Raw genomic sequence first — 21,521 nt, forward strand, 5'->3', positions numbered from 1 at the left:
GACGGTGCGTGGCCGTCGAGCAGCACGCACCCGCCAGGTGGGCGGCCCGCTCGGCCCGCTGAGCCCCGGCGTCCGTCGCCGGAGCGTGCTCCGCGGCCCGACCCGGCCACGGCGGGTGGGTCTCGCCAACCCTCCCGCGCGCGGCCTGCGGAATCGCCATCGCTACCCGGGCACCGGCTTCATCATCGCCCTCGCCGCCTACCTCACGTTCAGCGGTTACGAGTCCGTCGCCGGGGAATGGGGCCGGCGCGCCGGCATCGAGGCGGGGCTGATGCTGCTCGCGTGGGTCACGCTGCTGGGCGTGCTCGCGCGCTGGGCGCCCGATTTCCTCGACGACTGGGCGCACCGCTGGCACGGCGCGATCCCGCTGGCCATCGTCTTCGGGGGGATGGCGGTGCTCGTGGTGTTCATCGCGCCGCTCTGACGCGCTAGCGCTCCTGCTCCGTCGGGCGGATCAGGATCTCGTTGACCGCCATGTGGCGCGGGCGGGTGACGATGTAGACGATCGCGTCCGCGATGTCCTCCGCCTTGAGGATCTCGATCGTGGACGGGGTGAGGTTCGAGCGGACCGCTTCGCGCACGTGGGTGACGAGCTCGGACTCGGTCGCGCCCGGCTCGACCAGCGACGAGCGCACGTGGCGCGCCGTGACCTCCTGGCGCAGCGCCTCGCTGAACACCCCGACGCCGTGCTTGGTCAGCTGGTAGATGCCGCCGCCCTGCCCCACCCTGCGTCCCGCGACCGAGCTGACGTTCACGAGGTCGGCGACGTTGCGCGGCCCTTCCTGCGCGTACTTGAGGAGGTGCGGAAGCGCCGCGTGGGCGACGTAGAGCAGGCCGTTGAGGTTGAGCGCGATCATCCGGTCCCACTCCTCGACCGGCGCGTCGACGATCGGCCCGAGCAGCATCACGCCCGCGTTGTTGATCACGATGTCCAGGCGGCCGAGCGCCGAGACGGTGGACTCGACCGCGTTGATGGCCTGCTCGCGGTCGGTGACGTCGGCCTCGACGGCGAAGCCGCCGAGCTCCGCCGCCAGCGCGTCGAGCCGGTCCTTGCGGCGCGCGGCGAGGGCGACCGTCGCGCCCTGCGCCGCCAGCGCCCGTGCCGTCGCCTCGCCGATGCCGCTACTCGCGCCGGTGACCAGCGCGACCGTGCCTTCCAATGTCATACGCGCATTGTTACCCCCGCAGCGTGACCGTCCTGTGCGCGCTCAGCTTCTGGAACGTGGCGGTGACGGTGACCCGTCCGCGGGCCTTGAGCTTGAACGTCACGGTTCCCGCCGCCTTGGCCGTCTTGCTCGCGGACGCGATCGTGCGGCGCTTGCGCTTGGCGGTCACCTTGACCTTGCCGGCGCCCGGGACCGTGACCTTCACCTTGCCGGCGCGGCTGACGCTCAGCGCGAGCTTGCGTGCGGCGCCAGGCTTGGCCGTCTCCGTGGTGGGTGCGGGCGTGGCTTCGAACGCCGAGGCGGGCGGCACGTCCGCCGGGCCCCAATCGGGGTACTTGGCGCCCGGAAAGACCAGCGCGCCGGCGTCGCCGGGGGCGCAGTTGTCCGGGATCGCGGCGACGAAGATCCCCTCGGCGGTGCTGTAGGCCATCGCCTTGCTGCTTGGGGCGAGCGTCGTGTTGTCGAACTTGCCCGGCAGCTCGTAGCACTGCTGCGCGACCGGGACGTTCTCGTGGTTGGTGAACGGCGTGTGGTCCCAGTCCGGCGCCCCGAACGGGGACATCGTCGTCCGGTAGACCCGCAGCTTCTCATCGTTGAACCCGGCGATGCCGACGACCGTCTGGAGGTCGCGCGAGAGCTCGACGTCCTTGACGCCCAGGCCCTGGTTCGGGTCGTAGAACCAGTGGTCGTTCGTGGTCTCGCCCACGCGCGTGAAGACCGCGTCGTCGTTGAGGTTCGCGCCGGGGCTCGAGCGCAGCAGCACGTCGTTGGAGACCCAGTGCGGGGCGATCCAGCCCGTCAGGATCCCGTACGCGTCGACGCCCGTGAAGCCGGTCGAGTTCGTGATGCCGACGCCCTGGCTCTGCGTGTAGGCGAAGCACGGCGGCACCGTCAGCTCGTTGCAGCCCGGCTCGGCGTCGTAGGTGTCGTTGAAGTATTCGAAGGCGATCTTCGAGCCGTCGGGCGAGATCTCGGGGTCGAACGGGCCGTGGAACTGGGTCACACCGCCGGCGGCGGGCGCGCCGTCGGAGACGTAGGTGGGGAAGTCCGCGAGGACCTGGCCCGTGCGCGAGAGCTTCTGGATGTGCTCTCCGCCGACCAGCGCGGCCATCGTGCCGTCGTCGGCCTGGGAGACGTAGTAGTAGCCGCCGGTGTGCGTGACCTGTTGCTTGCGGGCGCCGTCGGGCGTCGCGAGCCAGACGTCGCCGTTCTGGATGTAGGCGATCGAGTCGGCCGCTGCGGGCGCGGCCGCAACCAGGCTCAGCGCGATCGCGGCGGCGATGAGACGAGGGAGCATGCGGCGGACGTTCCCGTTGCCACCTTGCCCTCACCTTGCGTACACATTGTCAAAGAGGCGCCCCCGCGCCGGCGGCTCTCCGCCGGCGCGAATTGGGCGTTGCCTCTATGACGTCGTGGAATTCGAAGGTGTGACGGAGGGCGCTGCCTGGCCGTTGCCACCGGCCGGTGGGCCGCCCTGCGGGCGCAGCTTCTGCAGCGCCGCGGAAACCTTCGACTCGGGCAGCCCGAGCTCCTTCGCGAGCGTCGCGGCCATGTCACCGCGACTACCGCTCTGGCGCTGTTCGCCTGGCTGGGGCATGACTTTCTGCATCGCCGCTTGCAGCTTGGTCGTCGTGACGCCGAGCGCGTCGGCGAGCGCGCTCACGTCCATCCCGCCGCCCTGGGGCGGCTGGCCCTGGCCCTGGCCTTGCTGCTGCGTGGTGCTGCTGCCGTTGGTGGTCGCGGCGTCTGAGCCGCAGCCGGCGACGGCGCCGCCCGCGAGCGCGGCTGCGCTCGCGAAGACGGCGACACGTCTAAAGCCTCGCTGGTTCATGGTGCTGTCCTCCTCGAAGACTGGTGGTGGGTGGTTCGGTGACGAAGTGGGTGCCGTCGTCGAGCACGACGACGCCGCCGTGCTCGAGCCAGCGGGCCGCGCCGTCGGGCCCGGAGAGCACCGCCGCCTTCGCGCGCCACTCGGCCTCGACCGCGGTCGGCGCGAGCGCGGTGGCCTGGACGACGCCGGTGAAGGCGGGGCGGCCGGTGGCGGGATCGAGCAGGTGGTGGGCGGGGCGGCCATCCGGGCCGAGCCAGCTGCGCCGGCCGACGCCGCTGGTGGCCACGGACGCCGTCTCGAGCTCGAATACATGGACCGGCTTGCCGCCGAACGGGTCCGCGACCTCCAGCCGGCGCAACGGGCCGGTGAACCGGAGGTCGCCGCCGCAGTCGACGGCAAAGCTGCGGTGATCCTGCAGCCGCTCGGCCAGCAGGTCCGCGAACAGGCCCTTCGCGAGCCCGCCGCTGTCGAGGCGCACGCCCGGCGGGCGGCGCACCTCCCAGCCGGCTACCTCGAGCTCGCGCCAGCGGGAATGCGGGTTGGGGGCGGCGGGGGCGCGCGGGCCGCCGAGGCGCAGCGCGAGCCGCAGCGGCAGCGGCGCAGGAAGGTCGCTGACGTAGCCGGCGGCCTCGATCTCGCCCAGCAGCGTGCCGTCGACGAGGCCGTCGGTGGCCTCCGCCGCCTCGCGGACGGTCTCGACCAGGCGGGCCATGCTCGTGCTCACGGGGACGACCTCGCGCGGGTCGCCGTTGAGGCGGGAGAGCTCGCTATCTCCGAGGAAGCGGCTGAACCGCACGTGCCAGTTCTCCATGCAGCGGCGGGCGTCCTCCTCGGCCTCGGGGATGGCGGCCCAGACGCCGCAGCGCGAGCCGAAGCAGTCGAATCTCATGCGTGCACCGGGGTGGTCGGGGTGTAGCGGCGCACGAGCAGCGCGCCGGCGGGGATCACGACGAGGGCGCCGGCGAGCAGGAACCAGGCGGTTCCGGCGTCCGTGCCCATCATCAGCGCGTGGCCGATGCCCAGCACCCAGGCCAGCGCGGTGAAGCGATGTAGCTTGCGCCAGCGTTGCGGGCCGATGCGGCCGCGGAAGTAGTAGGACAGCCCGAGGATCACGAACGCCCAGCCGCCGATGATCCCGAGGCTCAGCCACAGCCGGTGGTAGCCGGAGACGAACGGGATCGTCACGTCGGCCAGGCTGAAGTTGATGTAGGAGTCGCCGAGCAGCGAGAAGGCGTGGACGGCGAGCGCGACCATCGTGGCCAGCGAGAGCGACTCGTGCCAGACGCGGAGGTCGCCGAGGCGGGTGCGCAGGCGGGTGCTCATCAACAGGCCCAGCGCGACGGCGAGGCTCGACGCCAGCAGTGCCGTGATCCCGGCCGCGCGGCTCGTGATCCAGAAGACGTGCTCGGTCACGACTGGCTCGTGGTCATCGTCGCCCCGGTGTCCGTCGACGCGGACGTGTCCGGCGAGGACGTCGTGTCCGACGAAGTCGCGCTGCCGGACGTGTCCGTCGTCGTCGCGCTCGTCGTCGAGGCGACGGTGGTGGTCGTGCCCTTGGACCCGTCGAAGGCGACGACGCCCCACGCCAGGATGAAGGCGGCGAGGGTCGAAGCGATGACCCGCTGCCGGATCAGGCGGATGCGACGAGCGCGGGCGGCGAGTTTCTCCTGGGCGATGGGGGAGGGCATGCGCTCACTATCGGGTCGCCGTCCGAGAGGCCCCTGCGAGAACCCTGAGAGGATCCTGGGCGATGAGAACGACCGTGATCTTCGACCTCGACGGCGTCCTGGTGGACTCGCGCGCGGTCTTCATCTCCTGCGTCAACCACGCCTTCGTGAAGCTCGGCCTCCCGACCCGCGCCGACGCGGAGCTCGAGCCGTACATCGGCCCGCCGTTCCCCTACGCCTTCGGTGAGCTGCTCGGCGTCGCGCACGACGCGCCGATCGTGACCGCGTGCATCGAGGGCTACCGCGAGCGCTACAAGACGGCGTCACTGACCGAGACGACGGTCGCGCCCGGCATCCCCGAGGCGCTGGACGCGCTGGCCGGCCGTCGCCTCGCGGTCGCGACGTCCAAGCCGAAGGCGTTCGCCGACCCGCTGCTGGACGCGATGGGCATCGGCGCCTATTTCTCCGTCGTCGCCGGCCCGGACCTCGCCGCCCCCACCGAGGACAAGACCGAGACGCTCGGCCGCGCGCTGCACGAGCTCGGCCCCACCCGCGCGGTGATGGTCGGCGACCGCTCCTTCGACATCGTCGCCGCCCACGCGCACGGGCTCCCCGCGATCGGGGTGACCTGGGGGATCGGCACGCACAAGGAGCTCCACGACGCCGGCGCGGAGCGGATCATCGGTCAGCCAGAAGACCTCGCAGCGACCGCAGCCGTCCTGCTCGGCGACTAATGTCCGCCCCCGTGCTCGCCGACTTCAGCCTTTACAACCTCTCGCTGTGGCTGCACATCAGCTCAGCCGTCGTCGGCCTGGGCGCGACCTTCGCGCTCGCGGTCGGCTTCCCGCTCGCGCTCCGGCTCGGCCCGAAGTACATGCCCTTCGTGCACCACCTGAGCCTCGAGGTCACCCGCAAGCTGGCGTCGCCCGCGCTGCTGGTCCTAATCATCACGGGCGTCTACCAGGGCGTGAAGATCCACGCGATGGACAAGCCCTGGCTCGGCATCACGTTCGTGATCGCGATCGTCCTCGGCGGCCTGCAGGGCGCGTACTTCTCGCCCACGGACAAGAAGCTCGCCGCGATGGCCGAGCAGGAGCTCGCGGACGGCGCGACGACGCTCTCCGACGACTACCAGCGCCAGGCGCAGCGCGAGGGAACGATGGGTGCCGTCGCCGGCGCCCTGATCATTCTCGCCGTGCTGCTGATGGTGACGAAGCCGGGCGCTTAAAGACGGCCGACGGGCTCGCGGCGCGCGAGCGCGGTGAGCTCGATGGCGGGCATCGGGCGACCCATCAGGAAGCCCTGACCGTAGTCGCACCCGCTGGCGGCCAGCAGGCGGTACGCCTCTTCGGTCTCGATGCCCTCGCCGACGGCGCGCAGGCCGAGGTTGTGGGCGAGGTCGACAATCGTCTCGACGATCGTGGCCGCCTCGCGGTCCTCGTCCATGCCGAGGATGAAGGACTTGTCGATCTTGAGCTCCTGGACCGGCAGCTCGCGCAGGTAGGCCAGTGACGAGGAGCCGGTGCCGAAGTCGTCGAGCGAGAGCGAGATGCCGAGCTCCCCGAGCCGGTTCATGATCTCGATCACGCGCACCGGGTCGGCGGCGACGATCGTCTCGGTGATCTCCAGCTGGAGCATCGACGGGTCGACGTCCCACTTGGCCAGCAGCTCGTGGACGTCGACGGGCAGGCCGAGGTCGAGCAGGTTGGGCGCGCCGAGGTTGACGGCGACGGGCAGGTTGAGACCCTGGTCGCGCCACTTCGCGCACTGCTCGAGCGCGTCGTTGAGCACCCGCAGCGTGAGCGGGCGCATCAGGCCCGTCTGCTCCGCCAGCGGGAGGAAGGCGCCCGGGCCGAGCAGGCCGAACTGCGGGTGGTCCCAGCGCACGAGCGCCTCGGCGCCGGCGACCTCGCCGGTCTCGAGGTTGAACTTCGGCTGGTAGTAGACGACGACCTGGCCGGACTCGATCGCGTCCGGCAGCTCGCCGATCAGGGCGAGGCGCGCGCGAGAATGGCCGTCGCGCGACGCGCTGTAGACCTCGTGCCCGACGCCGCGCGCCTTGGCCGAGTACATCGCGATGTCGGCGCGCTGCATCAGCGTCTCGACGTCGCGCCCGTGCTCAGGGAACATCGCGATGCCGACGCTGGCGCGCACGAGCAGCGTCAAACCTTGGAAGCGGAACGGCTCCTCGATCGCGCGGGCGAGGCGACCGGCGGTCTCCTCGGCCTCTTCGACCGTGGTGCCGGGCGCGAGCAGGACGGCGAACTCGTCGCCGCCGACGCGGGCCACGAGCTCGGCGCCGGGCACGCCGGCCTCCAGCCGCGGGCCGATCTCGCGCAGGAGCCGGTCCCCCGCCTGATGGCCCAGTGTGTCGTTGAGCTCCTTGAAGTGGTCGAGGTCGATCAGCAGCAGCGAGAGCTTGCTCTTGGCGGCACGGGCGGCGGCGGTGGTGTCCTCGAGGCGGGCGAACAGGCGGCGGCGGTTGGCGAGGCCGGTCAGTGGGTCGTGGTTGGCGTCGTGCTCGCGCTGGGCGGCGAGCGAGCGCAGCTCGGACTCCAGCTCGCGGCGATCGGTCGCGTCGCGCATGTTGAGGACGTAGCCGCCGACGCTGGGGTCGTGCAGGCGGTTGGCGGCGACGACGTCGAAGTGCCGGTAGCCGCCGTTGCCGTGCGCGAGGCGCAACGTGAGGTTGCGGGCGTAGTCGGGCCGGCCGTCGGCCTCGGCGAGGTAGCCGTCCAGCGCCGCGCGGTCGTCGGGGTGGATCAGGTCGCGGACGTCGCTGCAGACCAAGGCATCCGGGTCCTGGGCGAGCACGCCGGCGATCGAGCCGGCCTGCCAGCGGATGCGCAGGTCCTCGCCCACGATCGTGACGACGTCCGTGGAGTTCTCGACGATCGAGGTCAGGCGGCGCTGGATCGTCTCCGACGCACGCAGGGCGACGACCAGCGACTGCGAGAGGATCGGCGCCAGCGCCGCGCCCATCGCGCGGGACATGTCGCCGTCGAGCTGTTGCTGCCCCCAGCCGGCGTGGGCGATGAAGAGCGCGCCCATCCACAAGCCGTAGCGGGCGAACGCGAGCAGCGGCCCGCCATAGAGCCCGCGGAAGGCGATCCCGAGCACCGGGAGCAGCGGGTTGCCGGGGATCACGTGCAGGATCCACAGGCCGGCGAGGGCCTCGACGGGCTCCAGGGCGAGCGAGAAGCTCCCTCGGCGATAGCCGCGCAGCCAGTAGGCGGCGAGCCCGAGCGCCAGCACGCAGCCGGTGACGCGATCGAGCAGCGCATCGGCCTGAACCGCGGCCATGCAGGCTGCGGAGACCGCGCCGACGAGGGCCAGAGCGAGGAAGAGCAGCCGGAAACGCGCGAAGGGCGTTGGAGGAAGAGCGATAGGGCGGGGACGAAGCACCTTGTCCAATGGTTTCGGTCAAATCGCCCCGGTCTTGAGGCAGACCGGACAAAACACACACTTCAGCTATTGCGCCGAATTGCCGACGGGGACGGTGAACCACTAACCCCCGGGGGAACTACGTGCCGACTGCTGAAGAGCGCCTGGCGATTCTGGATGAAGTGATGACGACGGGAGCGAGCAAGGGTCTGCTCCAGATCGACATCGACGATCACGAGCTGGACGGGCGGACCGTCCTGCTGAATGGAAAACGGCACATCAACTTCGGCTCCTGCAGCTATCTGGGGCTGGAGCTGGACCCGCGCATGCGCGACGCCGTTGTCGACGCTGTGACGCGTTATGGGACGCAGTTCTCGTCTTCTCGGTCCTATCTGCAGTCACCGCAGTACAACGTGCTCGAGCCGCTGCTGGACGAGATGTTCGGCGGCCACGTGCTGGTCACGCCGACCACGTCCCTCGGCCATCTGGCCACGCTGCCGGTGCTGGTGGAGTCCACCGACGCGGTGCTGCTGGACCATCAGGTCCACGCGAGCGTGCAGATGGCGGCCAACCAGCTGCGGGTCAAGGGCACGACCGTCGACCTGATCCGCCACAACAACATGGAGCGGCTGGAGGCGATGATCCAGCGCCTCGCCCCGACCCACTCCAAGATCTGGTACATGGCGGACGGCGTCTACTCGATGTTCGCCGACTTCGCGCCGTTCGAGGAGCTGTCCGCGCTGCTGGACCGCTACGAGCAGCTGCACATGTACATCGACGACTCGCACGGCGTCGGCTGGGCGGGCAAGCACGGCCGCGGGCCGGCGCTGGACGCGATGGGCATGCACCCGCGCCTGATCGCCGCCTGCTCGCTGAACAAGTCCTTCGCGACCGCCGGCGGCGCGATCGTCTTCCCGAACGCGGAGTGGAAGCGCAAGGTGCGCACCACCGGGGGCCCGATGATCTTCTCCGGCCCGGTCCAGCCGCCGCTGCTGGGCGCCGCGATCCAGTCGGCGAGGATCCACCTCTCCGACGAGCTGCCGGTCATGCAGGCCGCGTTGCGCGACCGGATCGAGCTCTTCACCGACCTCGCCGACGAGTTCTGCATCCCGCTCGCCTCGCGCGACGTCACGCCGATCCGCTACATCCCGCTCGGCCTGCCGACGCTCACCCACGACGTGCTCCAGCGCCTGGTCGAGGACGGCCACTACACGAACTTCGGCACGTTCCCGGCGGTGCCGATGAAGCACACCGGCGTCCGCGTGACGCTCACGCTGCACCACACCGAGGACGACATCCGCGCGCTCGTGGACTCGCTCGCGCGCCACGTCCCGGCCGCGCTGGAGCGCGGCGGCGAGGCCGCGAAGCGCCGTCACGCCAAGATCGTCGGCTCGGTGCCGACGTTGACGCTCGAGCACCACCGCTCGGCTGACGCGCTGGACGCTTCGGAGTGGGACGGGATGCTCGGTGAGCGCGGCACGTTCACCGTCGACGGCCTGAAGTTCCTCGAGCGCGCCTTCGGCGGCGAGGGCGAGCGGCCCGAGGACGAGTGGCGCTTTCACTACTACGTCGTCCGCGACGCCGAGCGCCGGCCGGTGCTGGCCACGTTCTTCACGGCGGCGCTGTGGAAGGACGACATGATGGCCTCCGCGGAGGTCTCCGAGCTGGTCGAGCAGCGCCGTGCCGCCGATCCGTACTACCTGACGTCGCAGACCTTCGCGATGGGCTCGCTGCTGACCGAGGGCGACCATCTGTTCCTGGATCGCAACAAGGACTGGAAGGGCGCGCTGGACCTGCTGATGGGCGCCGTCTCCGAGCACGCCAAGGACGAGGGCGCCGGGACGATCGTGTTCCGCGACCTCTACTCGGCCGACCTGGAGCTGGCCGAGGCGGTCAAGGAGCGCGGCTACGTGCGCACCTCGCTGCCGGACTCGCTCGTGTATGAGCCGGTCGCGGGCGGCGACGAGGAATGGCTCGGCACGTTGAGCTCGAAAGCGCGGGTGCACCAGCGCAAGTCCGTGCTGCCGTTCGACGACGCCTATGACGTCGAGTGGCTCACCGCGGGCGGGCGGGACGTGGGTGATGCCGAGCTCGACCACCTGTACGGGCTGTATCTGGCGGTCCAGGCCCGCGGGCGCGACCTCAACTCGTTCCCGCTGCCCAAGTCCTTCCTGCGCGACATGCTCTCGCATCCGTCGTGGGAGCTGATGACGCTGACTTTGAAGGAGACCGGCGCGGTCGTCGCGTTCGGGGCCCATTTCCTCGGCCCGCGTCACTATGCGCCGATGGTCGTCGGACTCGACTACGCGGTCGTGCGCACCCACGGCGCGTACCGCCAGGCACTGCGCCAGGCGATGCTGCGGGCGCGGGCGCTGGGCTCCAAGCGCGTGCTGCTGGGCATGGGCGCGACGTTCGAGAAGACCCGCTTCGGCGCGCACGTGCAGGAGCGCGTCGCGTTCGCCCAGGCGTCGGATCACTACTCCTCCGAGGTGCTCTCGGCGCTGTCCGCCGACACGCGGGGCGCCGGAGCGTGAAATCCTCCCTCGTGTGATTCACGAGGGAGGACCGGTCGTGCGGCGCGGGCCGTCCTTGGACGAGGCCCGCGCCGTCTGCGTTCTGCTGCACGGCCGGGGCCGCAGCCCTGAGGACGTGTTGCTGCTGGCCGAGCGTCTCGGCCTTGACGACGTCGCCTACGTCGCTCCCGCCGCGACCGACAACAGCTGGTGGCCGGGCTCGTTCCTGGCCCCGATCGCCGAGAACGAGCCGTATCGCAGCTCCGCCTTGGGCGTGGTGGAGGCGCTGATGCACTCGCTCGGCGATCCGTCGCGGGTCGTGCTCGGCGGGTTCTCCCAGGGCGCCTGCCTGGCGGCCGAGTACGCGCTGCATCATCCGGCGCGCTACGGCGGGCTGCTCTTCTACACCGGCGGGTTCTGCGGGCCGCGGGGGACGATCCCGCCGCGGCTGGGGACCTTTGACGGCACGCCCGCCTACCTCGGCACGTCGGACCCCGACGGCTGGGTGCCGGCGTGGCGGGTGCAGGAGACCTCGGCGGCGTTGAGCGCGGTGGGCGCCTCCGTGACCGTGGACGTCTTCGAAGGCATGGACCACCTCGTCAACGACGCCGAGATCGAGGCGGGGCGGGCGCTGCTTCAGCGGTTGTGATTGACCGCCTCGATGTTGTGGCCGTCGGGGTCCAGCACGAAGGCGCCGTAGTAGCCGGGATGGTAGATCGGCCGCTCGCCGGGCGCGCCGTTGTCCTCGTAGCCGGCGGCGGTGGCGGTGGCGTGGAAGGCGTCGACGCCCTCGTTGGTGTCGACGGGGAACGCGAGGTGGACGTGGCGGGTGGGCGGCTCGCCCACGACGAACGAGAAGGAGCCCGTCGCGTTGTGGATGTAGGTGCGCTCGGGGCCGCGCCGCTCGACCTCGATCCCCACGGTGGGCGCGATCGTCTCGTAGAAGGCGCTGACGGCGTCGAGGTTCGTCGTGCGCAGCCACAGGTGGTCGAGCTGGCCGGGCGTGCGCTTCTTGTCGAGGCTGACCGCCTCGACGCTGTTGCCGTCGGGGTCGAGCAGGAAGGCGCCGTAGTAGCTGGGGATGTAGTCGCGTGGGCCGGGCGCGCCATCGCTGCGGAAGCCGGCGTCGACACCGGCTTTGTGGAAGGCGTCGACGAGGTCGTGGGTCTCGGCATAGAAGGCCATGTGCAGGCGCTCGGCGACCGGCGCGTCGTCGGGGACGATCGAGAGGTCGCCCCACTCGCTGTACGACCCGTCGTCGTAGCGGCGCTTGCCGAGGACGGGGAGAACGGTGTCGTAGAAGCGGTCGGAGGCCTCGCGGTCCGAGACGCGGATCGTGACGTGATCGAACACGCCCCGGAGCCTACTCGGCTCCTTTCAGCAGGTAATCCGCCAGTGGAACGAGATCCTCCGGGGCGATCCGCTGGCCGTAGTCGCCGGGCATCGTGTCCGGGTTCCAGCCCTGGGCGACCTCGGCGTTGGGGGCGACGATGGACTGCAGGACATACGCGCGGGTCCTGCCGTTCAGGCTGAGCGCAAGGTCGGGGCCGATGCCGCCGCGGGCGTTGGCGGGAGCGAACGTGTGACACGAGCCGCAGCCCTGCTCGATGAAGACCTGCGCGCCGCGGTCGGCGGTGGTGACCGCGTGGGCGGGCGTGGGTTTCGGCAGGGCCTGGCCTCCGCCGGCGAAGGCGGCGATCGTCATCGCCGCCCCCGCGCAGGCGAGGCCACCGGCGGCGAGGCTGGTGGCTCTCACGCCGCCTGCGGGTGCTGGGACCGGGTGCGCAGCCGCGGGACGATCAGCAGCGCCGCCGCGGCGAGCAGCAGGGCGAGCCCTCCGATCAGCCACAGCAGGTTCGGCCCGTCGTCACCGCTCGGCGTCGTGACCGGGGCGGGCGCGTCCCCGATCTGCACGGGCGGGTAGGTGTGGAGCTGCTGGCTGATGAAGCCGTCGTCGACCTGGTACTCCCAGCGGCCGGAGGCCGGGAACACGACCGTCGCCCGGTACACGCCGGGCTTGCCGGTCGGCTTGGCGGCGAACACCTCGCGCTTGTCGCCGCTGAGGATGACCACGGCGGGCTTCACGTCGGTCAGCGGCGTCACGCCGTGCTGGAGCACCGTCAGATCGACCACCCACGTCTTCCCGGACGGCGTCGAGCTCAGCCCGACCGTCGCCCACCCACCCGCATGCGCGGCGGGAGCGAACACCAACAGCAGTCCAACAGCGAGCAGTACACGGCGCACGGCGAGCTCCTTTTCCCTCGAACATCGCCCTTACACCGCGCCCGCTCCACCGGTTCCGCCATTAAGGGGGGGTCATTAAGGGGGGGTCAGACCCCTCAACACTACATTTGGCTCTACAGCGCCGTTTGAATTGTTAAGGGGTCTGACCCCGTCTTGGTGTGGAGGTTTCGTGCAGGGTGGGCGGTTGGGGCGTTGGACCGCCTAGGTTGGGCGGCGTGCGCAACGTGGTCGCCGTCGTCGTCGCGTTGCCGTGGGTCGTGTGGGCGGGCGTGCGGACGCTCGGGTTCGAGCTGCCGTATCCCTTCGTCGCGTTGCTCGCGTTCACGCCCTACGCGGCGCTCTCGTCGCCGGTGCCGGTCGTCGCGGCGCTCCTGCTGCGGCGCTGGGTGGTCGCGGGGGTGGCAGGCGTGGCGGTGGCGGCGTTCGCGCTCGCGCTGGTGCCGCGGGCGGTCGGTGGGCCGGAGCCGGAGGCGGACGGCCCGCGGCTGGTCGTGATGACCTCGAACCTGTATCTCGGGCAGGCGGACGCGCGGGCGGTGATGCGGATCGCGCGCGAGCACGACGTCGACGTCTGGAGCCTGCAGGAGCTGCGCCCCGGCCTGGTGCGCAAGCTCGACCGGGCGGGCGCGAAGACGCTCTTCCCCGACCGGGTGCTCGATCCGCGCGAGCGCGCCTCGGGCTCTGGCGTGCTCTCGCGGACGCCGCTGGCGGTGGTTGACACGGCGCCGAACCGCCAGGGCCACGCCGAGCCGGAGGTCTCCCTCAAGGTCGCCGGGGCGCCGCCCGTGCGCATCAAGGCCGTGCACCCGGCGCCGCCCGTCAACCCCACGGCGGCGCCGCTGTGGCGGGGAGCACTCGAGGCGCTGCCGTCCTCCGACGGCCGCGGCGACGTGCAGATCCTCGCCGGCGACTTCAACGCCACGCTCGACCACCCGGAGCTGCGGGCGCTATTGGGCCGCGGCTACACGGACGCCGCGGACGCCGCCGGCAAGGGCTTCACATCGACCTGGCCGTGGCTGCGCCGCACCCGCGCCCTGCCGCTCACGATCGACCACATCCTCGTGGACAAGCGGGTGACGGTCGAGAAGGTCACCGTCGTGCGCGTCCCGGGCAGTGATCACCGGGCGGTCATCGCGGTACTGAGACTTCCGCGGCAGTAAGCGGAGTCCCGGCCAGGTTGTCCAGGCCTGGCCGGGAAGGTCCGCCACCGATAGCCGAGCTCCGAGGGAGGAGAGTCCAGAAGCTCGGTGTGCAGCACCCTTTCTCCTCTCAAGAGTCTGCGGCAAGGCAGGCTGGCCTCCAACCGACCGGGTGTCGAAAGAGGACCGACTCGGAGTCGACCGAATGGCTACGCCGCGGCCGCGAGTTGCGGCCGCGGTGGAGAGAACTCGCCCTGGAGCGCTCGGACGAGGCCGCCGAGGCCCTGCCGCTCGGACGCGATCGCCCGCTGGCGATCCGCCCCAGGGTCACCCGCCAGGTGGGCGAGGAGGCCGAGCTCGCGCTCGCAGCCGAGGGCCCGCGCGTGCGGCCAGCAGGCGTCGACGAGCGTCGCCAGCCGGCCCGATGCCGGCACGCAGCGATCGCGCAGCGGGTCCAGCAGCTGCGCGCGGATGCCGTCGCGGGCGGCCAGGAAGCGGTTCTCGTCGAGCACCTCGGTCGCGTGCGAGAGCTCCGGCTCGGCCATGTGGTCCAGCGCCTCGATCCGCACCAGGCACTGCACGAGGGCGACGAGCGCGGCGGTGTCGCGAATCCGTGTCTGCGCGTCCATCACCCGCACCTCGAGCGTCCCCAGCTTGGGCTGCAGCCGGACGTCCCACCAGATGAACGTCGGCTCGGGGATCGCGCCGCAGCGGATCAGCACGTCGACGGCTTCGGCGTACTCGCTGTAGGTCGCGAACTCGCGCGGGATGCCCGTGCGCGGGAACGCCTGGAAGACGGGGGTGCGGGCGCTCGCGAGCCCGGAGTCCCGCCCGCGGGTGAACGGTGAGTTGGCCGCCAGCGCCAGCAGGACCGGGATGTGGGCGCGAATGCCGTTGTAGGCGCGCACGGCCAGCTCCGGGTCGGGCACGGCGACGTGTACATGCAGCGCGAACGTCGGCTCGCGCCGGGCGAGCTCGCGCAGCGACGAGTGCAGGTACTGGTAGCGGGCGCCGGGAGAGACCTGGACGTCCTCGGCGCGGACCATCGGGTGGGTGCCGGCGACCGCGGCCCGCAGCCCGAGCCCACGCACCGCCTCGGACAGCCCGGCGCGCAGCTGGCGCAACTGCGTGGTCGCCTCGCACACGGTCCGGTGGGGGTCGGTCGCCAGCTCGAGCGCAAGCCCGTGCGTCTCACCGCGCGTGTGCTCGGCGAGCGCGTCCGGCAGCACCCGCAGTACGTCCTCGGAGCGCCACGCCGGCGAGCCGTCGGGCTCGAGCAACATGACCTCTTCCTCGATGCCCACGGTCCACGGCTCGAGGTCGGGATGTACCTTCCACATAGCCCACTCAGGCAGCACCGCTTCCATCCTCATGCACGCCAGCGTGCCCACGTGAATCGGTGCTGTGACCTTCCCCGTGGTCCAGAGAAAATGAGCAATGATCGCCCTGGGGTCGAGGGCAGGACAGGCGGTCGAAACGGCTTGTACTCGCGGTACCGACGCACGGCCGTTCATCGACCGTACATTCGGCGCCATGGCACGTGGACGTCCACCACAGATTGTCGCCTACGGCGGCGGCGGATTCAGCATGGAGCCGGGTAATCCGCTCCTCGACGAATACGTGCTGTCGCTGTGCCGACGCAAGAAGCCGAAGGTGTGCTTCTTCCCCACCGCGTCCGGTGACGCCGACCACTACGTCGTGCGCTTCTACCGGCACTTCTCGAGCGAGATCTGCGATCCGTCGCACATCTCGCTCTTCCGTCGCGATCGCGGTCCGGGGAAGGTCAGGGAGCACCTGCTCAAACAGGACCTGATCTACGTCGGCGGCGGATCGATCCTGTCGCTGCTCGGCGTGTGGCGGGCTCACGGGATCGATGAGGATCTGCGCGCCGCGTGGCAGGCAGGTGTCATCCTTGTGGGCGTGTCCGCCGGGTCACTCTGCTGGTTCGCGTCGGGCCTCACGGCCTACCATCACGACGCCAAGCCCTACGACGGCTTGAGCTTCCTCCCGCACTCCAACGCGGTGCACTACGAGGAAGAGGACAACCGGCGGCCGGCGTACCACTCCGCGCTGCTCGATGGATCACTCCCCGGTGGCTACGCGGCCTCCGACGGGGCGGCGCTGCACTTCGTGGGTGAGGACCTGCACCGGGTGGTGAGCTCGCGCCCCGAGGCGCGCGCCTACCGGGTGGAGGCCGTCGGCGACGAGGTCGTGGAGCTCCCGTTGGAAGCGACCTATCTCGGCGAACGGCCGAAGATCACCCTTGCCGCCGCCTAAGGGGCGGCCGCCGACGATCCTCGCCATGGGCGGGGGTGGCTTCACGATGGAGCCGGAGAACCCCGCGCTGGATGACTACGTCCTGGGCCTCGCCCAGGACGCACCGCTGCCACGGATCTGTCTCTTGCCGACCGCCTCGGGCGACGGCGAGGCGCAGATCCGCCAGTTCCACGCCACGTTCGGCTCGCGTTCGTGCGAGCCGATGCACATCTCGCTCTTCCGGCTGGGCTCGCACCCGGTGCCGCTGCGCGAGACCTTGCTCGCCCAGGACGTGATCTACGTCGGCGGCGGGTCGATGCTCGGCCTGCTCGCCGTCTGGCGCGCGCTGGGGCTGGACGTGATCCTGCGCGAGGCGTGGGAGTCCGGCGTGGTGCTCGCCGGCCTGTCCGCGGGGGCGATGTGCTGGTTCGAGTGGGGGATCACGAAATCGCTCGGCCATCCCGCCCCGTCGCCGGGCCTGGGCTTCCTCCCGGGTTCGATGTCGGTGCACATGGACGGCGAACCCGCCCGCCTGCCGATCTGCCGCCAGTCGATCGCCGACGGGACGATCCCACCCGGCTACGCCGCCGACGACGGCGTCGCGTTGCTCTTCCGCGGGACCGAGCTGGCCGAGGTCGTCGCCTCGCGCCCGAACCGCAAGGCCTTGCGCCTGGGCCCGGACGGCGTCGAGGAGCAGCTCGAGCCGCGCCTGCTGGCGACGCCTGACCGCTTCGGCCCGACGCCCGAGATCGCCGAGTACCGCCGCGTCCGCGCGCTCACCGCGCCACAGGCGCCGACCGCACACCAGCTCCGCCCCCGGCGCCCCCGCCGCCGGCCCTAGCTCGCCGTCGCGACGATCTTGCGACGCGTGGTGACGCGCAGCCGCACGTCACGCCGAACGCCCGCGCGCAGCCGGTAGGTGCCGCGGGCGAGCACGCGCCCGGTGCGCGCGTCGCGGATGCGGACGACGACCGATCGCGCGGTCTCGGACCGGACGCCCGACTACCCCATTCAGCTACTCCTCAGACCAGTCGATCTGTTTCGAGCGGTGAAAGTTCACCCCGAGGCGCTCGAGCAGCGGTCCGTGAGCGCCCAACCGGCTCCGGAAATCCTCCCAATCGTGCCGCCCCGACCACCCGACCTCGGCCACGGCGGGCAGTCGCGGAAAGACCATCGAGTCGACGTCGGCCCGCGTCTCGGTGGTCTCGGTCCAGAGCGCCGCCTCGACGCCGAGCACCTCCGCCTCGGGGATGACCGCGGCCGGATCCCACTCGTAGGCGTCACGCACCTCGACCGCCCCCGCCCACGTCAACCCGAGCTCGGTCGAGTCGTCGTACTTCTGGTCGAGATACGTGTGCGGCGCGGGCGACATGATCAGCGGCAGGCCCTGCGCGGCGCCGGCCCGCGCGGGAACCGCGTCGGACCAGTGCTGGACGATCGTGCCCTCGGGCAGCTTGGCGACGCCCGCCTCCTCCCACACCACCGGCCGCTTGCCGTGGCGCAGGACGACCGTCGCGGCATCCCACATGAACTTCACGTAGGCGTCGTGGTCCATCCCCTCGACCTCGTCGCCGCCGAGGTGGATGTAGTCGCCCGGCGTCAGCGCGACCAGCTCGCCGACCACGTCGCCGAGGAAGCGCAGCGCGATCTCGGACCCGACGTCCAGCGACAGCCCCGGCGAGGACCAGGTCGTGAACGGCTCGGGCCGCTCGCCGCCGCCCAGCTCCGGGTAGGCGTGCAGCGCGGCGTTGACGTGGCCGGGAACGTCGATCTCCGGCACCACCGTGATCCCGCGCCCAGCCGCGTGCGCGACGATCCGCGCGTAGTCAGCGTGGGTGTAGGACCCGCCCGGCCCGCCGCCGACCTGCGTCGCGGCGCCCGACACCGTCAGCTCCGGCCACGTCGTGACCGGGAACCGCCAGCCCTGGTCGTCGGTGAGGTGCAGGTGCAGGACATTGAGCTTGTACAGCGCCGCGAGGTCGAGCAGGCGCAGGACGTCGTCGACGCCGAAGAAGTGGCGAGAGACGTCGAGCATGAAGCCGCGCCAGCCGTAGCGCGGCGCGTCCTCGATCACGACGGGCGCGATCACCGGCCCGAGCTGCTGCAGGGTGGCCAGTCCGCGGGCGCGGCCCGCGTCGTCGGCGGCGGCGAACTCGACGCCGCCGCTTGAGACTTCGAGCCGGTAGCTCTCTGCGGGGCCGTCGTACGCGCCGCAGTCGGGCTCCGACGTCAGGTGAAACGGCTCGCCCGGCCGCGCCTGGACCGCGGCCGGGGCGGGGATGAGCGGAGGAATCAGGTCGCGGCCTGGGCGCCGCCGCTGCGGTTCTTGACGACCTTGGTGGCGACGATCGCGGCCACGCCGGCACCGATGATCACCGGGACCCGCTTCACCACCGGCGTCTTCTTGGCCGCCTTGTAGACGGCGGTTCCCTTGGCGGCCTTACCCGCGCCCTTGGCGGCCTTGCCGGCGGCCTTGAGCTTCAGGTAGTCGAACGCGAGGTCCGTGACCTGGGCCTTGCGGCTCTTCTGTTTTCTGAGGACCATGTGACGACACTACCCCCTTCACAGCGCCGCGAGAACCTTTGGCGCAACCTGTTTCTTGCGGCTCATCACACCGGGCAGCGGGATCACCCCATCGTGGGCCTCGGTCCCGAACGCGGCCTCGAGCGGACCCGCGTCGCCGGACACGTAGAGATCGGTGTCCTTGGCCAGGATGTCGGTCACCATCAGCGCGTAGAGCGCGTGCCCGCGCTTCTCGCGCGCCTGGCGCATCGCCTCCTGGAGCTCTTCGCGGCGGTCGTCGAGGCCCTGCCCGACGGTCTCCACCTGCGCGATCGCGATCGTCTGCCCGCTCGAGACCTCGTACTCCTTGGCGTCACGCGCGACGATCGCGTCCGCCGATACGCCCGCGAGGTTCGACGTGGCGGTGAACATCTCGCGCCCGAGCTCGATCGGGTCCAGCGCCAGGACGCGCTGCAGGTACTCCACGACGGTGCGATCGCGCTCGGTCGTGGTCGGCGAGTTGAGGATGACCGTGTCCGACATGATCGCGCACAGCAGCAGGATCGCGGTGGAGCGGCTGGGCTCCAGCCCGTTCTGGCGGAAGCGCTCGATCACCAGCGTGGCCGTCGAGCCGACCGGGTCGAACGTCGCCCGCACCGGCACCGTGGTCTCGATCGAGCCGATGTGGTGGTGATCGAGGATCTCGACGATCTCGGCCTGCTCGACGCCGATCACGCTCTGCGCTTGCTCGGCGTGATCGACGAGCAGCACCCGCCGCGGGCGCGGGTTCAGCAGGTCGGTGCGGGTGATGAGGCCGATCGGCTTGCGGCTGGAGTCCACCGCCACCGCCGCGCGGTAGTGGACCTCCTTGACCTCGTCGGCGACGTCGGACAGCAGGTCGTCCGGGCGCACGGTCAGCGGCTCGGGGTCCATCAGCGACCGGCACGGCGCGCACAGCGTGACCATGCGGGCGGTGACGTAGCTGTCCAGCGGCGACGTGACGACGGGCACGCCCTCCTCGGCCGCGAGCGCGAGCGTCGACTCGCTCGGCGTGGTCCCGTTCGAGGCCACGAGCAGGCCGACGCCGAGGGAGATCGCCGCGCGCTGCGCGTCGTCGCGGTTGCCCACGACGGCGACGTCGCCGGGGCCGATCTCGCTCGGCAGCGCGCCGATGTCCATCGCCATGCACCAGATCTGGCCCGAGACCTCGGCGTCCGCGTCGCCGGAGACCAGCTCGCCCTCCAGGACCCGGGCGATCGCCCCCACGGTGGTCGGCGCGTCCAGCTCGGACGGCTCGCGCGACTCGCGGATGTAGCGGCGGGCGAGTGCGCGCTCGGTCATCACGCCCGCGAGCTCCTCGTTGTCGTCGACGATCGGCAGCAGGTCGAGGTCGTGGTGGCTCATCAGCAGGCCGACCTCGCGCACCGGCTCGCCGTCGGCGGCCTTCGGGAAGTCCTCGCGCATAACGTCGCGCACGCGCAGCATCACGTGGGGCAGGAAGCGCGGCTCGCGCGCGCCGGAACGCTCGAGTACCCAGCGCGTCTGCGTGTTGATCTCGCCCAAGCGGACCGGGCGGTATTCGTTGTGCGGATCGAGGCGGCCCATCAGCTCGGCGTAGCCGACGGCGGAGGCGATCGAGTCCGTGTCCGGGTTGCGATGACCCGTGACGTAGATGCGAGGGAGCGGGGTGATGGCCGGAAATGTATTCCCTCCAGGCGGCCCGGCCGACCGTGGCCGGGCCGCGAGGAGAAGGTGACGCCCGTCAGGAGGGGGGTCCGTCGAAGGCGTCAGTTCCGGTCCTCGCGGGTGCATACGCACGAGCAGCCGCACCGGTTCGGATGCATTGCCCAAGAAGTTGAAGTCGGCTATACAGCCCGGATGGGGCCGCTCGAGCCCGGCACCATCGTGGCCGGCTACCGGATCGAGTCGCTCGTAGGACGGGGCGGGATGGGCGTCGTCTACCGGGCTTCGCAGCTCGCTCTCGAGCGCGTCGTGGCGCTGAAGGTGATCGCGCCCGAGCTGCTCGACGTGGAGGACGTGCGGCGGCGCTTCCTGGCTGAGGCGCGCGCCGCGGCGAGCGTCGACCATCCCAACGTGCTCCCGGTCCACGAGGCGGGTGAGGACGACGGGGTCGCGTTCATCGCGATGCGCTTCGTGGCCGGGAGCGACCTGCGCTCGCTCGTCCGGCGCGGCGGCGCGCTGGACCCCGCGCAGGCGGCGCGCCACGTCGCGCAGGCCGCGGCGGCGCTCGATGCGATCCATCGCGCCGGCTTCGTGCACCGCGACGTCAAGCCGGCCAACCTCCTGGTCGACCCCGGCGGCCACGTCTATCTGACCGACTTCGGCCTCGCCAAGCAGGTGCTGACCGGAGTGGGCGGAACCCGGACCGGCCAGTGGGTCGGCACGCTCGACTACGTCGCGCCGGAGCAGATCCGCGGCGGGCGCGTCGACGCCCGCGCCGACGTCTACGCGCTGGGCGGCGTCCTGCACTACGCGCTCACGGGGCGGGTGCCGTTCGAGCGCGAGGGCGACGAGGCGAAGCTGTGGGCACAGCTCTCCGCGCCACCGCCGGTGCCGTCGACGCTGCGCCGCGGGCTGCGCGGCGACTTCGACGTCGTCGTCGCGCGGGCGATGGCCAAGGAGGCCGACGAGCGCTACCCGTCGGCCGGCGACCTCGGCCGCGCCGCGCAGGCCGCCGTGGCCGGCACCGTGCCGACCGAGCCCGAGCGCGTCGTCGCCCGCGGCGCCGCCGCGCCGGACGCCGCGCTCACCGAACCGGGCATCGCCGCCGACGCCTCCACCCCCACCGCCGCGACGCC

23 protein-coding genes are annotated in these 21,521 nt (G+C 71.4%); 9 read left to right on the top strand and 14 right to left on the bottom strand.

Annotation, left to right across the window (positions count from 1 at the left end):
- The first annotated feature begins 4 nt into the window (after positions 1–4).
- On the top strand, positions 5–424 hold the full coding sequence (locus tag OM076_RS29665) for a hypothetical protein (protein WP_270043747.1): 420 nt from the start codon (positions 5–7) through the stop codon (positions 422–424).
- A gap of 4 nt (positions 425–428) precedes the next feature.
- On the opposite strand, the gene OM076_RS29670 is transcribed toward OM076_RS29665, so the two are convergent.
- The 6 genes from OM076_RS29670 to OM076_RS29695 all read right to left on the bottom strand — a co-directional run bounded on the left by OM076_RS29670 (position 429) and on the right by OM076_RS29695 (position 4,685).
- Positions 429–1,166 (bottom strand): SDR family NAD(P)-dependent oxidoreductase, encoded by a 738-nt coding sequence (locus OM076_RS29670; protein ID WP_270043748.1) that lies wholly within the window; start codon positions 1,164–1,166, stop codon positions 429–431.
- Between the two features lie 10 nt (positions 1,167–1,176).
- Complete coding sequence (locus tag OM076_RS29675) at positions 1,177–2,463, bottom strand: TolB-like translocation protein (RefSeq protein WP_270043749.1); 1,287 nt, start codon at positions 2,461–2,463, stop codon at positions 1,177–1,179.
- Between the two features lie 105 nt (positions 2,464–2,568).
- Positions 2,569–2,997 carry a hypothetical protein gene (locus tag OM076_RS29680; protein WP_270043750.1) on the bottom strand — a complete coding sequence of 143 codons (429 nt, stop codon included), beginning with the start codon at positions 2,995–2,997 and terminating at the stop codon, positions 2,569–2,571.
- Positions 2,978–3,886, bottom strand: a complete 909-nt coding sequence (locus OM076_RS29685; protein ID WP_270043751.1) for an FAD:protein FMN transferase — start codon at positions 3,884–3,886, stop codon at positions 2,978–2,980. Before OM076_RS29685 ends, OM076_RS29680 begins: the two co-directional genes overlap by 20 nt.
- On the bottom strand, positions 3,883–4,410 hold the full coding sequence (locus OM076_RS29690; RefSeq protein WP_270043752.1) for a ferric reductase-like transmembrane domain-containing protein: 528 nt from the start codon (positions 4,408–4,410) through the stop codon (positions 3,883–3,885). Before OM076_RS29690 ends, OM076_RS29685 begins: the two co-directional genes overlap by 4 nt.
- A complete protein-coding gene (locus OM076_RS29695; protein WP_270043753.1) occupies positions 4,407–4,685 on the bottom strand; it encodes a hypothetical protein in 279 nt (92 codons plus the stop codon). The genes OM076_RS29690 and OM076_RS29695 overlap by 4 nt, the downstream gene beginning before the upstream one ends.
- 62 nt (positions 4,686–4,747) lie before the next feature.
- Between OM076_RS29695 and OM076_RS29700 the strand changes: the two genes are divergently transcribed.
- Positions 4,748–5,398 (top strand): HAD family hydrolase, encoded by a 651-nt coding sequence (locus tag OM076_RS29700; RefSeq protein WP_270043754.1) that lies wholly within the window; start codon positions 4,748–4,750, stop codon positions 5,396–5,398.
- Positions 5,398–5,892 carry a DUF2269 family protein gene (locus OM076_RS29705; protein WP_270043755.1) on the top strand — a complete coding sequence of 165 codons (495 nt, stop codon included), beginning with the start codon at positions 5,398–5,400 and terminating at the stop codon, positions 5,890–5,892. Before OM076_RS29700 ends, OM076_RS29705 begins: the two co-directional genes overlap by 1 nt.
- On the opposite strand, the gene OM076_RS29710 is transcribed toward OM076_RS29705, so the two are convergent.
- Positions 5,889–7,967 (bottom strand): putative bifunctional diguanylate cyclase/phosphodiesterase, encoded by a 2,079-nt coding sequence (locus tag OM076_RS29710; RefSeq protein ID WP_270043756.1) that lies wholly within the window; start codon positions 7,965–7,967, stop codon positions 5,889–5,891. The two genes, OM076_RS29705 and OM076_RS29710, sit on opposite strands and share 4 nt — an antisense overlap.
- Positions 7,968–8,233: 266 nt before the next feature.
- On the opposite strand from OM076_RS29710, the gene OM076_RS29715 reads away from it, so the two are divergent.
- Together OM076_RS29715 and OM076_RS46370 are read left to right on the top strand one after the other, a co-directional pair.
- Positions 8,234–10,582 carry an aminotransferase class I/II-fold pyridoxal phosphate-dependent enzyme gene (locus OM076_RS29715; protein ID WP_270043757.1) on the top strand — a complete coding sequence of 783 codons (2,349 nt, stop codon included), beginning with the start codon at positions 8,234–8,236 and terminating at the stop codon, positions 10,580–10,582.
- 13 nt (positions 10,583–10,595) lie between these two features.
- Complete coding sequence (locus tag OM076_RS46370; protein ID WP_270043758.1) at positions 10,596–11,210, top strand: alpha/beta hydrolase; 615 nt, start codon at positions 10,596–10,598, stop codon at positions 11,208–11,210.
- On the opposite strand, the gene OM076_RS46375 is transcribed toward OM076_RS46370, so the two are convergent.
- The 3 genes from OM076_RS46375 to OM076_RS29735 are packed head-to-tail and all read right to left on the bottom strand — an operon-like array spanning position 11,198 to position 12,805.
- Entirely contained in the window at positions 11,198–11,914 is a 717-nt protein-coding gene (locus OM076_RS46375) for a VOC family protein (protein ID WP_270043759.1), read from the bottom strand. The genes OM076_RS46370 and OM076_RS46375 overlap by 13 nt on opposite strands.
- 10 nt (positions 11,915–11,924) lie before the next feature.
- Positions 11,925–12,317 (bottom strand): c-type cytochrome, encoded by a 393-nt coding sequence (locus tag OM076_RS29730; protein ID WP_270043760.1) that lies wholly within the window; start codon positions 12,315–12,317, stop codon positions 11,925–11,927.
- Complete coding sequence (locus OM076_RS29735; RefSeq protein ID WP_270043761.1) at positions 12,314–12,805, bottom strand: FixH family protein; 492 nt, start codon at positions 12,803–12,805, stop codon at positions 12,314–12,316. The genes OM076_RS29730 and OM076_RS29735 overlap by 4 nt, the downstream gene beginning before the upstream one ends.
- 215 nt (positions 12,806–13,020) lie before the next feature.
- On the opposite strand from OM076_RS29735, the gene OM076_RS29740 reads away from it, so the two are divergent.
- Positions 13,021–13,965 (top strand): endonuclease/exonuclease/phosphatase family protein, encoded by a 945-nt coding sequence (locus OM076_RS29740; RefSeq protein ID WP_270043762.1) that lies wholly within the window; start codon positions 13,021–13,023, stop codon positions 13,963–13,965.
- Positions 13,966–14,153: 188 nt separating this feature from the next.
- Here OM076_RS29740 and OM076_RS29745 read toward each other — a convergent pair whose 3' ends face one another.
- Entirely contained in the window at positions 14,154–15,317 is a 1,164-nt protein-coding gene (locus OM076_RS29745) for a carboxylate-amine ligase (RefSeq protein WP_270043763.1), read from the bottom strand.
- 160 nt (positions 15,318–15,477) lie between these two features.
- On the opposite strand from OM076_RS29745, the gene OM076_RS29750 reads away from it, so the two are divergent.
- Both OM076_RS29750 and OM076_RS29755 read left to right on the top strand, forming a co-directional pair.
- The gene (locus tag OM076_RS29750; RefSeq protein ID WP_270043764.1) at positions 15,478–16,221 is read left to right on the top strand and encodes a Type 1 glutamine amidotransferase-like domain-containing protein; all 744 of its coding nucleotides are present in this window, start codon (positions 15,478–15,480) and stop codon (positions 16,219–16,221) included.
- Positions 16,208–17,041, top strand: a complete 834-nt coding sequence (locus OM076_RS29755; RefSeq protein WP_270043765.1) for a Type 1 glutamine amidotransferase-like domain-containing protein — start codon at positions 16,208–16,210, stop codon at positions 17,039–17,041. The genes OM076_RS29750 and OM076_RS29755 overlap by 14 nt, the downstream gene beginning before the upstream one ends.
- A gap of 174 nt (positions 17,042–17,215) precedes the next feature.
- Here OM076_RS29755 and OM076_RS29760 read toward each other — a convergent pair whose 3' ends face one another.
- The 3 genes from OM076_RS29760 to OM076_RS29770 form a co-directional block, all read right to left on the bottom strand.
- Positions 17,216–18,289, bottom strand: a complete 1,074-nt coding sequence (locus OM076_RS29760) for a family 20 glycosylhydrolase (protein ID WP_270043766.1) — start codon at positions 18,287–18,289, stop codon at positions 17,216–17,218.
- A gap of 203 nt (positions 18,290–18,492) precedes the next feature.
- The gene (locus OM076_RS29765) at positions 18,493–18,744 is read right to left on the bottom strand and encodes a hypothetical protein (protein WP_270043767.1); all 252 of its coding nucleotides are present in this window, start codon (positions 18,742–18,744) and stop codon (positions 18,493–18,495) included.
- Between the two features lie 18 nt (positions 18,745–18,762).
- Positions 18,763–20,514, bottom strand: a complete 1,752-nt coding sequence (locus OM076_RS29770) for a putative manganese-dependent inorganic diphosphatase (protein ID WP_270043770.1) — start codon at positions 20,512–20,514, stop codon at positions 18,763–18,765.
- A 66-nt stretch (positions 20,515–20,580) separates the two neighbouring features.
- Here OM076_RS29770 and OM076_RS29775 point away from each other — a divergent pair.
- A partial coding sequence (locus OM076_RS29775) for a serine/threonine-protein kinase (RefSeq protein WP_270043768.1) occupies positions 20,581–21,521 on the top strand: 941 nt, incomplete at its 3' end.

Source organism: Solirubrobacter ginsenosidimutans, from assembly GCF_027587205.1.

Excerpts from the sequence above, each read along its gene's own strand:
- OM076_RS29670 (WP_270043748.1), bottom strand. The coding sequence starts at position 1,166 with ATGACATTGGAAGGCACGGTCGCGCTGGTCACCGGCGCGAGTAGCGGC.
- OM076_RS29675 (WP_270043749.1), bottom strand. The coding sequence starts at position 2,463 with ATGCTCCCTCGTCTCATCGCCGCCGCGATCGCGCTGAGCCTGGTTGCG.
- OM076_RS29680 (WP_270043750.1), bottom strand. The coding sequence starts at position 2,997 with ATGAACCAGCGAGGCTTTAGACGTGTCGCCGTCTTCGCGAGCGCAGCC.
- OM076_RS29685 (WP_270043751.1), bottom strand. The coding sequence starts at position 3,886 with ATGAGATTCGACTGCTTCGGCTCGCGCTGCGGCGTCTGGGCCGCCATC.
- OM076_RS29695 (WP_270043753.1), bottom strand. The coding sequence starts at position 4,685 with ATGCCCTCCCCCATCGCCCAGGAGAAACTCGCCGCCCGCGCTCGTCGC.
- OM076_RS29700 (WP_270043754.1), top strand. The coding sequence starts at position 4,748 with ATGAGAACGACCGTGATCTTCGACCTCGACGGCGTCCTGGTGGACTCG.
- OM076_RS29705 (WP_270043755.1), top strand. The coding sequence starts at position 5,398 with ATGTCCGCCCCCGTGCTCGCCGACTTCAGCCTTTACAACCTCTCGCTG.
- OM076_RS29710 (WP_270043756.1), bottom strand. The coding sequence starts at position 7,967 with ATGGCCGCGGTTCAGGCCGATGCGCTGCTCGATCGCGTCACCGGCTGC.
- OM076_RS29715 (WP_270043757.1), top strand. The coding sequence starts at position 8,234 with ATGACGACGGGAGCGAGCAAGGGTCTGCTCCAGATCGACATCGACGAT.
- OM076_RS29745 (WP_270043763.1), bottom strand. The coding sequence starts at position 15,317 with ATGAGGATGGAAGCGGTGCTGCCTGAGTGGGCTATGTGGAAGGTACAT.
- OM076_RS29750 (WP_270043764.1), top strand. The coding sequence starts at position 15,478 with ATGGCACGTGGACGTCCACCACAGATTGTCGCCTACGGCGGCGGCGGA.
- OM076_RS29765 (WP_270043767.1), bottom strand. The coding sequence starts at position 18,744 with ATGGTCCTCAGAAAACAGAAGAGCCGCAAGGCCCAGGTCACGGACCTC.
- OM076_RS29770 (WP_270043770.1), bottom strand. The coding sequence starts at position 20,514 with ATGCACCCGCGAGGACCGGAACTGACGCCTTCGACGGACCCCCCTCCT.